The sequence below is a fragment of the Bdellovibrio sp. HCB337 genome, assembly GCF_047302465.1.
In the GTDB taxonomy this organism is placed as follows: Bacteria; Bdellovibrionota; Bdellovibrionia; order Bdellovibrionales; family Bdellovibrionaceae; genus JACMRP01.
This window is the reverse complement of sequence record NZ_CP178621.1, coordinates 2,353,260-2,365,615: the sequence shown is the minus strand read 5'-3', so window position 1 is coordinate 2,365,615 and position 12,356 is coordinate 2,353,260. Positions and strand designations below refer to the sequence as shown.

Genomic DNA, 12,356 nt, shown 5'->3' with positions numbered 1-12,356 from the left:
AGAGGTCTGTACGTTCATGACAGACCCCGGATCGAAAATACGGGTTTAGAATACTGTTTTAAAAGCAGTGGCCCGTAATAATTGTTTCTGTGCATGTGATATGGGCAACGTCTACTAATGTACTCCCGTCAGCTTGATAAATGCCAATGGCTTCTTTGTATTCTGTCTCGGTGCCCGAGTTGCCACATTCATCTTTAAAATCTTTTTCAGATAACACTGTAACGCCACCTTGGGCGACATTCGTAGGCGCATCTGGCGCGCTGACGGCAACTTTAGGGCTAGGTTCTTTCAGGAAGTCGACTAACTCAAGTCCCATCAATCTCGTAGAGGAATATTCGCTATAGTATGCGTAGTCTTTACCATTAACGGTCAAACAACCTTTTCCAATTTTTACTGATCCTGTCGGATTGCTGCAAGAGAGACTGTAAGCTCCGGCAAAAGCATTTACAGAGGCAAAGAACGTTAACGCTAAAATAATTTTTTTCATAGTAAACTCCTTGGGTATATGTGGAATCTACTATCATGGGCCTTGGCGTAATCCCTAGAATCCCAGCCACAATCTGCGGCAAAAGTGCCGCAGTAGGGGGTTCGCTGACGAAATACATAGACCCACTCGCTTCATGCTTAATTTAGGTCGTCTTCGCTATATTGGCCTGAGTCTGGGCACGTAATTGGCGTATCTTGAGTTTCCTGACAAGTGAAGGTCAGCTTTTCTCCAGCTTTGATTCCTAGGTCCTGAGATGCTTGCGGTAAGATCTCTTTAATGACGATGGTTCGCGTGGAGTTCCACTCCGTGTGGACGTAGTCAATCTCACCAGGCTCGCATTTATCACCGGCCTTTTTGTCGGAAGTGATAGGGCTTGTGGCTTTTTCGTTATGGAGGTCGAACAAGACTCCTAAAATTTCTTCTGCGACAACATCACCGACGCTATCACCTTCGGAAATATCTTCCAAAGACAAGACAGAAATCGTTTTGCCTGCTTTTGTTATATAAAAATGTCCAAATCCGCCGAATGCATAATTCGAGCCTGGGCCATCGTAATTGAGTTCCAGGTTTCCGTTTTTGCAGTGGTAGTCGGCGTAGAGATGAATGGCGAATGCAGGACTTGCGCAAAGGATCGAGGCTAACAGAAAAATCGTTTTCATGAATTTCTCCTTTAAGGGTGTTTTGGTTAAGACAAGCGCAAGATGTCTTATTTAGGAGTAAATGAAAAATAGAATGTTCAAATGACGTCCATCTAAAAAATAGATAGATAGGTAGACTAAAGAAAGAGCATGTTCCCAGTTTCACTTTGGGAGCTACGGCGCTTGGTCGCACTTTCTGTCCTTTACTACGACGCCGCTTTTAACTGTTTCTATAGAGTGTTAAACTGCTTCATAATACACTTAAAGTAAGGCATGAGGTGATAGGATGAGAGGATTGATTACTGCTTTCATATTTTTTTTTATTCCTTCTGTTTTTGCAAATAGCACCGGAGACTATATACGCTGCTTAAAAGGTTTCACTGGCAATGAACAAGCACCATTTTATGTTCCTCTCGAAACCGACGGAGCTTACGTCACAGAAAACAGTATTTACCGTACTCGAGCCGGTCATGATGATTATTCTGGAACCTGGTATCAACATTTAAAAATCAATAATGACACCGGACCTAACGGTATGTGCATTAAGTGCCAGGACGAAAATTGCACCACATATTCTCAGGATTGGAAAAGCTCTCAAGACTTTCCAAAAGACTGCGATAAATTCAATGCATCTTTTACGAAAGCCACACGGCAAAACGATTTGGATATAGTTATTGCGTTCGCATTTTTAAATTTTAAAAATGAGAAACTACCTGATAACAGCAAGGAAGCGTTAAAAATAAGGGATAGGATTGAACAAATGTCCTCTGCCTGTGAAGGTCTCACAGGCCCTGGTGCCCGCCTCGCTAGAATAAGCATTGAATCAAAGGCAGAAGACTTAAAGAAAAAATTTAACTTATCTAGCAACATTAAGGTAAAGAGTTCTGCCGCTGCTAGCGCTGGCCCTGCCGCCAAGCAAAAGCACGGCGCTAAATAACAATTTCGACTAGCTTTTTGAAAAACAAAAACCCGGGTTTTTGGCCCGGGTTTTCTATTAAAGAATATCTGTTACTTTTACGACTCGAATTTCCGATTTAGGAACTCCGATCGATTCCAGAATCGGAATCAGCTTTGTTTGATCCCCCATCATATAGACGGCTGCCGCTTTTGAGCTTAGTGTATTTTTAAACTTCGTGACATCGGCGAGTTTTGTATTGTCGAGCATCTTCACGTATTGATCGACCACTTGCGGATTCAAGCCGTTAGCGTAATGCCAGCTTTGAGTCAGAAGACGATCCTTAGCCAATTCTAGGTCAGTGCCCATGCTATTTAGAAGGCGTCCTTTAGACTCAGCGAGCTCCGTTGCAGTTAAAGGACCCGCCACGTATTTACCAACAACTTCAGGAACTCCGGTGATAAGGCCTTTGGTTTGCTCAACGCCTCCGAAAGTCCATGCCATCCAAACTGGTAAAGTTGTTTTGCTAAACCAAGACATGGCTCCGTAAGTAAGTCCGCGTTCGGTGCGTAGAGTGCGACCAAGGTGGCCATGCAAGCCTCCGCCTAAGACATCCATATTCACCATAGCGTTGACCCATTGAGGGCCGTCACGACGGACTGATTGTGGATACAGATAGACTACTTGGTTGTCGGTCGCACCTGGTTTATCCACGATGGTGTAGGTGTTTTTCTTTAACTTAGGAACTGAGGTCGTTTCAAGAGCCCACTTTTTGTAAGGCTTTTGAAGTTCGTTTTTGAAAGTTGTTTCGATTTTAGTTCTGACTTCTTTCGTCGCTTGGGGGCCAATATAAGAAGCAAAAAGCCTTTGATAGTTCAGGGCAGAGAAGCTGCTTTTGAAATCATCGTAAGTTAGTTTTTCAAAAGAAGTTGGAGACGTGTCGCCAGACCGGGTTTGGGCTGAGTAACTTAGCAAATCGCGAGGCGCGAAATAGAAGATTACACTACGCATGTCCTCGAAGCCGGATTTAACGCCCGCAAGGACATTTCCTTGAAAGCGCTTGAAATCCTCTTCGGAAGTACGTGGCTTTTCCAAAGTTTGTTTTAGCAATACTAAAACTTTGTCCATTTCAGCAGGAGGCGCCTTCACCACAATCTGGAAAGCATTGTTATCGGCTCTAAATGATACTTCTGCGCCTAAATTGAAAAGTTCCTGTTTGTATTCTTTAAGACTTCGATCAGAAGGGCCTTCGTTCAGAGCTTCACTGAGAAGCAGGAAGTTTCCTTGCTGCGCTGGAGAAACGGCTGCAGGGCCGCCTTGAAAGGAAAGCAGCAAAATATTTCTTGGCAATGTTGTGTCTTGCTGAGCAAAGAAAGGTGCGCCGTTTTTAAATTTTTCAAGCGCGTGAGCTTGAAAGACTGAGAATGATAAAAGCAGAACTAAAAGTGTTGTTTTCATATTAATTCTTTTGTCCTTTATGGGTCAAAATCACAAAATTTTCAGGCACGTAGTATTGAGCAATGAACTTCTTCATTTGTTCTTTTGTGACGTCAAGTGGTGCAGAAATAAGTTCTTTAGTGATATCAATATTGCCGTATTTGCCCCAAGTCAGCGCAAGGGCATCGGAGAGGGCCTGGTTTCGTTGATTGCCTTCGGCCATGCGAATATAGGCATTCTTTTTATAAGTGTTGAAATCGGCCTCGCTCATTTTATCAAAATCTTTGGGAATCTCTAAAAGCTCAGCGCGGAGTTGAGACATCTTTGTCTTTGGTAGACTGACAATGGCGGCTTTGATCATTCCATTGTCATAGTCAAAGTTGAAATCAGAAGCGCTTGAAGCGATCTGCTTATCATCAACAAGGCGCATTTTTAGAAGACCATTTTCGCCATCAAAGAGAATGTTGTTAAAAACTGTCAGCAGTTTTGCATTGTCTTTGTCAAAGTAAGGCGTGCGAATACCAAAAAGAGTGAACTTAGCATCTGACGGCAGTTTGCCTTCACCGATGATTTCTTTGGCTTTTTTAATGTCATAAGGCTTTGGTGGTTGGGCGGCCGTTTCCGAAGGTTTCCAATCCCCATAAAGCTTCAAAACTTGTTGAAGCGCTTCTTTAGTTTTGAAATTGCCAGTAATGAATAGACCGGTGTTATTCGGTTTATAGTATTTTTGGAAAAAGGTATTGCAGTCTTCCGCCGTGATTTTCTCTAAGTCCTCACGGTTGCCAATAATCATCCAACCGAATGGATGTCCTTTGTAGGCTTGTTGGTAAGACTGAAACCACAAATCAATAACTGGATTTGCATCAAACTTTGTCGAGTACTCAGACCAGACGGCTTTTCTTTCAGCATCCAGCATTTCTTTAGTCACGACGATTTTCTGAAAGCGATCCGCTTCATGTTTTAAAAGCTCGGTCCACTTTGCAGGAGCAACCGAAGTAAAATAGAAAGTAGATTCAAAGCGAGTATTGGCATTGAAGTCAGCGCCAAGTTTACCGGCAATATCAAAGAAGGTCGGAGCCCCCGGAGCAATCGGGCGGAACATCATATGCTCAAACAAATGAGCAATCCCAGTAATTCCCGGAGTCTCATGCAGACTTCCAGCTTTCACCCAGTGAGCAACAACTACATCAGGAGCCTTAGGATTTTCCGTCAAGAATACAGTGAGCCCATTGGCCATCTGATATTCATTGGCAGTAATAAGATCATTAATCTTATGAGACTTCTTAGTCTTCTCAACATCCTCCAAAGTCTGAGGCGCAGCAACCGCCGCAGAGACTTGAAAAACGAGTGCTAAACACAAAAACAATTTCACACAAGCTCCTTATATAAAGAGAAATAAAACGAGAAAGAAAGTTAAGCACGCCAACCAAAGCAGCACACCCAATAACGCCATGCCAGCAAGATCTCCGCTTCCCAGAAAACCCAAACCCACGTAAAAACCTATGGCCGCGAGGCATCATTTCCTTCCCATTTGCGAGGTCCACAGAGAGTAAAAAGCACCGCAAAAAAAGAAGGCCATGTCGAACCAAAAATAAAGTTAAAAAACGAGAATAAGAGAGAGCGAGGAAAGAAATGCCATGATGGCAGTAACACTGTCTGAGCAAATGAAAGCTAATGGTGCGCAAGGCGCCGGAGTAGACGAACCGCCTTGGGTGGGTTCATAGGTCAAACTCATTATCGAGACGCACTGGCGTAAAAAACAGTGCGTATTATATTTATTTGCAAATCCCTGAATAAATCAAGAACCTACTTTAATACCTTTGGTAGCACGGATCCTATCAATTGAGCTCTTTGAATGGTTTTGAAAGGGGCTTCGAAGCCACCTAAAGCAGAATAGTCTACCCAATTGCCATAAGTATCTGACCGCGAACCGTATTTGCCGAAATAGGCTGAGGTTGGAATGCCGTAAGCTTGCATCATCGTGACCCAAAGGCGATTTATGGGTTGGCCGGGGCCGACTTCCATTTTAAGTCCTCCGTACGAACTGCTGGCCTCTAGTCCTTTACTGTAGTCGGCATAGTTAAGGGCTCTTCCGCCATTCAGGCGCTTGTCACCAATCAATAAGCTCCCCATGTTGATGCCGGAATGTCCAAAGGACATTTCAGGGGAGTAGTATATCAAAGTATTATCAAGATAGGTTTCCGAAGACTCTGTTGCATTCAGGTTTTGCATCAATTGATAAACAACGTTATCTAAAACCCATTTCTGAGCACCTAATAATTTAGGATAGTTATTTCCGTGGCCATAATCTAAATGCCATGGTCTTGGCTCAGTGTAAAAGTTGATCGCTTCAGTCGGGGACGCCAACGCCGAGGCAAAACCGACGTTAAAGACACGGCATAAATCACACTTGATGAATAAAGTTATCAATCGAACAACATCTTTAAAGTAGGTCGTTGTATTGGGAATGGCACTGCTTCCAGTGGCAATATCGCTGCCTCCATTTCTAGTAATTTTTGTAAAATCATTTGCAACCGCAGGGCAGGCGTTTTGGCTTGAAGGGACGGTTGTCGTCTGAGGAGTCAGCGACTTGGAAATTTCCGAAAGATTTTGTAAATACTCATCTAAACGGGATTTATCTTCGGCGCTGGTTTTGGCGCTGCCTCGGACAGAAACTGCACTTGAATATATTTGATCAATGATACCTTTTCGGGTCGCATCCCCGCTGACCGTGGTCGTGGGTGTGCCAGGAGCACCGGTACTTGCCTTAAAATAAGTTGCGAATATCTGATTTAAATTACCACTGAGGCTTAAATCCATCGTGCCAACTTCTTGGCCACGTCCTCCAGCTCCGGTTTTTTCGCCTGAGCAACTTTTATCGCCCAGTCTCAGCGCCATGCCTGGTGATGCATCCGTTGCGCTTGAATAAATTTGCGACTGCCGAGCCAAAACTCTGTCCACGGTGTAATTACTGTTTATCGATAACTCCGAACCTAAATTGGAATTGGCTGTATTACCCATGCACCCTTGCGAACCATGATCCAAACGGCCTGGAAAATCCAAACCCCCCAGCATCACCATTTTTGAAACAAAGGCATTAAACTTACTATCGAGTGCACCCGAAATAGACCCGTTTTGGCTTATAATTGATGATAGAATGGTTTCGCTATAATTAAATCCGCTCTCCTGAAAGGCGGTGGTATTATTGCTATAAGGCGCCGTATTGGTTTTGCCCACAAAGCCCGTAGGGAAAAGCAATTGTTGCGGCATTTGATCGGAGGTGGCGATACCGATAAAACGTCTTGGCGAAGAAGAAACTTGCGCCAGGACTTCGCGGGGAATTAACGAAGCTAAAAAAGGCATCGCCATATATCCTACCGCCGTCTTTATGAACATGCGACGATTTATCGCATCAAAGGCAACAGCATCAACACTTGATGAGCTCATTTTATTTCGTTTATTCATTGATCTTCCCCCGTTGCCTATTAGTTCATACGTCTTTGTCTAAAACTTGCATCAATGGCCAATGCCTTAAGAATATCTATAACACTGCCATTCGAAGACGCCTTGTCTGCGATTCGGCTCAGCATACAGGCATCAGCACTTGTACTTATTCTGCCAAAATGATTGCGGTAGATTTGCGTCGCAAAACAGACATGTGCTTCTTTGCTGTCATTAATTTTATTTACCAAGCTTAATGCATTATCGACACTGGCGGCTACAGTGCCAAAGGTCGCAGACTGAGTTGTATCCGTTGGCCTATCACCTAAATACGTCCCGTTATCATCATAGATTTTTTCAATGTTGTTTCGGTTGCGCGAAAAAATGTCAAATTGTTCGTAAGGCATTCCAAAGGGCTCAATTTGACTATGGCAACCTATGCACGAACTTCCACGTGGAACGATGGCCTCATAATACTGGCGAGTTGTACGCACAACGGTGTTATCAATAACGGCGGGTGTGAAAATTCCTCCGGGAGAGCCGAACTGACGGCAAAGGACATGTTTAAAGATAGTTCCACCAGTCGCGAATGGATTATTCCTATCGCCACCGTGAATTGTCATTGCAGCTTTTGTTAAAAACCCAACTCTTTTTTCGGTGGTTGGTATCACTGGGGGAGTCTGGCCTGCTGACCACATTGGGGTATTATATACCTGGGCCAATTTTGCATTTGAAGCAAATGACTTATCAGAGGTCAGTAAATCAGTAAATGTCCCTGGTTTGTCGACTGTGTAGTATCCAAACATATCCTTCATTTCTTGAAGGGCGGCTTTCCTGAAAGTGCTGCCTTCTCCGCCTGCCAAATTTATAAAACTATTCGAAATAGCATTAGCTCTCGGCGAATTTGGAAAGTTTGAACTCGTGAGCCGCAACCATTCAGAAGTGAATTGCCAGATGTTCTCTTTTACCTTGGTGGGATATGTTGCCACTAAGTAATCCACAGCTGAACTAATATCGACGGCTGTACTTATTTTGCCATCTGTTGCAAGTTGCAACATTTTTTTGTCGGGGGTTGAGCCTGTTACCAAATAAGAGATTCGAGAGGCGAGTGCATATTGATCCAACACCAGCATATTATTCGCGTTAGTCCCATTCACTTCATAGTGATATATAAAGTCCGGAGCCATTAACATACCGTAGATGATATAATAAAGTTTGTTAAGGGGTGTGCTTTCGTTAGCCACGGACGCTTTAAATTGGTTCACTTCCGTCGTCAAAATTTTTCTACGATAGGCACTGAGACCAAATGCACTAATAAATTGGCTAACGCAGTCATCAGTCAATGCGGCTTCATTATAGCAAGCGACGTAACTTGTAAAAAACTGGGTTCGCTGTGCTACGCTCAAAGTTTTCATTTTTTGAACGGCATTCCAAATAGTTGTATCATAAGTTTTTAAAAACTCTGCAGTAACAGTCGTTGCGCCTTTGCTAAATAGAAAGGGTGCCGTTAAAGATTCTTGGATACGTCTTTTAGGGACCGCATCTAAACTGGAAGATTCAGTTTGTGTCGCAGGATCAATACTCACTTCAAAGAGCACGTTAAAAAAAGTTGAAGTAAAAATATCTTTCAACGTGTTTTTTAATTCAAAATCGCTGAGCAGTTTCAAAGTATGATAAGCCTGGCTTTCACCAACGACATTGCAGGCGACCTTTAGACTATCCAGAGCATAGTTTGCCGCTGTATTTGCAGGGGAAGTTTCCGGAGGGAGTAACTTAATATATTCCCGAATAAAGTCCGCATCTGCTTTAGATATTTGTGGAGAGGCCGTCGCTGGAGGCATACTTTTAGTGTCTGTCCCAAGCGTGGATAGCGTTAGTCGGGTATAAATTTTTGATTTTTCAGGAAAGCCTGGTACTAGAAGTTGTCCAGAAAGAGTTTTCCATTGAACTTCTGTCGTATACTGCTTAAAAGTTTCATGACAGGCATAACAATTAGTTTTTACAATCGTTTGAAATCTATCAAAATCAAGTTGTGTGGGAGTTGTGATTGGAGTGCCATCACTGACCGGCGGCGAACCAGACGTTGATGAATGATCACTACTTGTTAGTGGATCGTTCATGTCAAATCCGCCTTTTGAACATCCCTGCCCAAAGCAAATCAAAACCATAAGACTTGAAAAACTAAAAAGTAGAATCCTTGATAATACTTTTCTCATGGTCTTATTTCCCCCGGATGTATCAATATAAACCTAAATATATTGTACGTTTGCTTTTCGGCAATTACGAAGAGTTAATGAAGCCCGGTCAATTTGAGACAAGGCTATTCAGACTATGGAAATGGTATCGAACATATAGTCATAGTTCAGAGAGAAAGCGCTGCATATTCGCAGCGCTTTCAGGTCTTAGCAGCGAATTAGATTGGATTCGTTGTGACTTAAATGATCTGTACCCCAAATTTTGAAACTCGCGAAGGCGGCCTCATTGAGACCCCTGGAAATGAAAAAAGGCCACCCTACGGTGACCTTCAATCTTTTCCTCAAGCACTCAACGTGGGTGTTCGAATAGCTTGGGAAGTGGTGCCCCGGGCCGGACTTGAACCGGCACGCCCCTGTAAAGGAAGCCCAGGATTTTAAGTCCTGTGCGTCTACCAGTTTCGCCACCGGGGCACGTAAAATGAAGATCCAAGAAATCATTTTTTAGCTTTGTTGTCATCTATTTGATTTTTATGACCTATAACCATGACACCCCGTGAAATCCTTTTGACTCTAGGGTCACTCCGGAGTTTGATATCTCGTCGTGAGTTTTTTTGCCCGTAACCTTCAGATTTTTAAGCGAATAGGACTACCTCTTTATGTCCTGACGCTGATCTACACCAGTCTTGATCAGCTTCTCACTATCAACACCGAAGCCGCACTCAGAAATCCCAACGGGGCGTCGGGGTGGATTTGGGCTTATGGCTTTGCATCACTTTTGGTGGGGATTGTTTTCCCGATTTTGGGTTCATTGGTGGTCATTTATGGGGCACAAACGGCCGAGGCCAATGAAAAAGGCCTGTGGCACTTTATTCAGCACCATTTGAACCAGCTCAGTATCGAAATCTTGCGATCTTGGGGAAAATCCCTGTTGTGGTCTTTGCTCTTTATTTTGCCGGGGATTTGGAAGTACTTCGAATTCGTTATGATCCCATATGTGGTGACTATGTCGAAACGTTACGAGGCCGGTGAGTTGGATGCCTTAAAGGCGTCGACCCAGATCGTGCGCCGAAATCTGCTGAAGGTTTTGGCAGTTTTCTTTGTTTTCCATATGTTATTCCCGTCGATCTTGACGGTTTTGTTCGATGAGTACCGCTTGCTTTGGCAAACTCCAGTGAGCGCCGCGGTTTTAACTTTGATTGACGTTTACTTATTTATTTTTTCCACTCAACTCTTGCTGAATATTTTTGAAAAACAGCAACCTCAGGAGGCCTCTCATGCAGCAGCTCATGTTTAATTGGAAAGACATTAAAAATCGTGGTCACGGTTTGACCTTTGACGATGTTTTGCTGATGCCGAAGCGTTCTGATGTGCGTTCTCGTCGAGATCCGTCTTTGACGTCGCGTTTGACTAAAAAACTTACGATCGAAACTCCGATCATCAGCGCCAACATGGACACCATTACTGGCGAAGACATGGCGATTGCCATGCATAAACTAGGTGGCTTGGGTATTCTTCATCGTTTTGCATCGATCGAAGAGCAAGTGGCGATGGTGCGCGCTGTGAAAGAATCAGGCGCAAAAATCATTTCTGCTTCTATCGGTGTGGGGGATGAATCGAAGCCTCGTTCAAAAGCCTTGATCGATGCGGGCGTGAATGTAATTACGATTGATATTGCTCATGGACACTCGATTCAAATGATCGAGACCATGAAATGGTTGAAAGACACTTACCCAAATATCGAAATCATCGCGGGCAACTTGGCGATGCCGGATGCTGCGAAAGATTTGATCGAAGCCGGTGCGGATGCGATCAAAGTAGGTATTGGTCCAGGCTCTATGTGTACAACAAGAATCATCACTGGTTGCGGAGTTCCGCAATTAACAGCCGTTGCTCTTTGTACAGAGATCGCGGACAGCTACGGCGTTCCTGTGATCGCTGATGGTGGTATTAAAACTTCTGGTGATATCGTGAAGGCCTTTGCTGCTGGCGCAAGCACTGTGATGCTTGGAAGTATGCTCTCTGGGACTTTGGAAACTCCGGGCGATTTGAAAGCTGGTAAAAAACAGTATCGTGGTATGGCCTCGAAGTCCGCGCAAGTTTCATGGCGTGGAGGCGTGCCTGAGGGCATGGCTGCTGAAGGTGAATCCACGATGGTTTCTGTCAAAGGACATGCTCGCGACGTAATTCTTGAGATTACTGGCGGTATCCGCAGTGGTATGAGCTATGTAAATGCAACGAGTGTCGCAGAAATTCGCGACAAAGCGTACTTTATGGAAATGTCTAGCAACGGAATCGCGGAAAGCCGCGCTCACGGATTGAATACATGATGGATTCTCGACCCGTAGGGGTTTTTGATTCGGGCATCGGAGGACTGACAGTTTTGAAAGTCCTTGCGGAAAGGTTCCCTCAAGAGAGTTTTCTCTACTTGGGGGATACGGCTCGTCTTCCTTATGGTTCGAAGTCGGCTCTTACGATTCGTCGTTACTCTGAACAAAATGTTCACTACCTTTTGCGCCAAGGGGTAAAGGCCGTGGTGATTGCATGTAACTCGGCTTCTTCGCAATTTCCCGAGGGGGAATTTGAAGGAGTGCCAGTCTATAATGTGATTCACCCTGGAAGCTTCAAAGCGCTGAATCTGACCAAAAATAAAAAAATTGGAATTCTTGGAACTCGTGCGACAGTGAAAAGTGCCGCTTACGCGCAAGAGCTTATTCGTTTGGATGAAGGTGTTGAAGTCTTCAGTCAGGCGTGTCCGCTGTTTGTGCCGCTTGCAGAAGAGGGCTGGGATGATGATCCCATCACGAATCTTGTGACTTATCGATACGTAAATCCTATCGTGAAGACGGGGATTGATACCCTCATTCTTGGTTGCACTCATTATCCGATTTTAAAAGAAGCCATTCGCAAAGTGACTGGTAACTCTATTGAACTTGTCGATTCCGGCGAAGCCATCGCAGAGCTGATCGCACAAGATATTGAACGTGGACACTTCAAACCTGTGAAGGAAGACGCCACTCAAAACATTCATATTATGACGACCGATGCCTCTGAGCATTTCAATAATTTGGCTCGTCGAATTCTTGAACCTGTTCGAGCAGAACAGTTCTCAGTCGTCGATATTTAGTCCCCTCGACCTTTAGATTGTTCATTCCTTTAGTGCTCCTTGAGAGAACACGGGCATTAAGTCTTAACAGAATCTTTATCGCTCCCATTTGATGTTATTTACTTAACAAAAATTCTTAACAGCCGAAAAGACTTAAAAG

The 12,356-nt window shown here is 44.0% G+C and carries 10 protein-coding genes and 1 tRNA gene; 4 read left to right on the top strand and 7 right to left on the bottom strand.

The genetic code is table 11. The features are described from left to right. Positions 1-58: 58 nt before the first annotated feature. Positions 59-487 carry a hypothetical protein gene (locus tag ACLWBB_RS11380; RefSeq protein WP_413287633.1) on the bottom strand — a complete coding sequence of 143 codons (429 nt, stop codon included), beginning with the start codon at positions 485-487 and terminating at the stop codon, positions 59-61. Between the two features lie 137 nt (positions 488-624). Continuing rightward, entirely contained in the window at positions 625-1,146 is a 522-nt protein-coding gene (locus ACLWBB_RS11375; protein ID WP_413287632.1) for a hypothetical protein, read from the bottom strand. Between the two features lie 265 nt (positions 1,147-1,411). Here ACLWBB_RS11375 and ACLWBB_RS11370 point away from each other — a divergent pair, with 265 nt between their 5' ends. Next, positions 1,412-2,062: a hypothetical protein gene (locus tag ACLWBB_RS11370; protein WP_413287631.1), complete on the top strand. Its 651-nt coding sequence runs from the start codon at positions 1,412-1,414 to the stop codon at positions 2,060-2,062. Between the two features lie 57 nt (positions 2,063-2,119). Here the strand turns inward: ACLWBB_RS11370 and ACLWBB_RS11365 are convergent, their stop codons facing one another. The 5 genes from ACLWBB_RS11365 to ACLWBB_RS11345 all read right to left on the bottom strand — a co-directional run bounded on the left by ACLWBB_RS11365 (position 2,120) and on the right by ACLWBB_RS11345 (position 9,564). After that, positions 2,120-3,478: a M16 family metallopeptidase gene (locus ACLWBB_RS11365; RefSeq protein ID WP_413287630.1), complete on the bottom strand. Its 1,359-nt coding sequence runs from the start codon at positions 3,476-3,478 to the stop codon at positions 2,120-2,122. Position 3,479: 1 nt separating this feature from the next. After that, entirely contained in the window at positions 3,480-4,829 is a 1,350-nt protein-coding gene (locus tag ACLWBB_RS11360) for a M16 family metallopeptidase (RefSeq protein WP_413287629.1), read from the bottom strand. 434 nt (positions 4,830-5,263) lie between these two features. After that, complete coding sequence (locus tag ACLWBB_RS11355) at positions 5,264-6,922, bottom strand: DUF1552 domain-containing protein (RefSeq protein ID WP_413287628.1); 1,659 nt, start codon at positions 6,920-6,922, stop codon at positions 5,264-5,266. A gap of 20 nt (positions 6,923-6,942) precedes the next feature. Further along, the gene (locus ACLWBB_RS11350) at positions 6,943-9,114 is read right to left on the bottom strand and encodes a DUF1592 domain-containing protein (protein ID WP_413287627.1); all 2,172 of its coding nucleotides are present in this window, start codon (positions 9,112-9,114) and stop codon (positions 6,943-6,945) included. Between the two features lie 358 nt (positions 9,115-9,472). Then, positions 9,473-9,564 (bottom strand) — tRNA-Leu (locus ACLWBB_RS11345). 130 nt (positions 9,565-9,694) lie between these two features. Between ACLWBB_RS11345 and ACLWBB_RS11340 the strand changes: the two genes are divergently transcribed. Genes ACLWBB_RS11340 through murI form a run of 3 tightly spaced genes read left to right on the top strand, consistent with a single transcriptional unit; the run spans position 9,695 to position 12,217 of the window. After that, entirely contained in the window at positions 9,695-10,387 is a 693-nt protein-coding gene (locus ACLWBB_RS11340; protein ID WP_413287626.1) for a hypothetical protein, read from the top strand. Next, positions 10,368-11,420 (top strand): guanosine monophosphate reductase, encoded by a 1,053-nt coding sequence (locus ACLWBB_RS11335; RefSeq protein WP_413287625.1) that lies wholly within the window; start codon positions 10,368-10,370, stop codon positions 11,418-11,420. The genes ACLWBB_RS11340 and ACLWBB_RS11335 overlap by 20 nt, the downstream gene beginning before the upstream one ends. Next, a complete protein-coding gene (gene murI / locus ACLWBB_RS11330) occupies positions 11,417-12,217 on the top strand; it encodes a glutamate racemase (RefSeq protein WP_413287624.1) in 801 nt (266 codons plus the stop codon). The genes ACLWBB_RS11335 and murI overlap by 4 nt, the downstream gene beginning before the upstream one ends. Positions 12,218-12,356 lie beyond the last annotated feature (139 nt).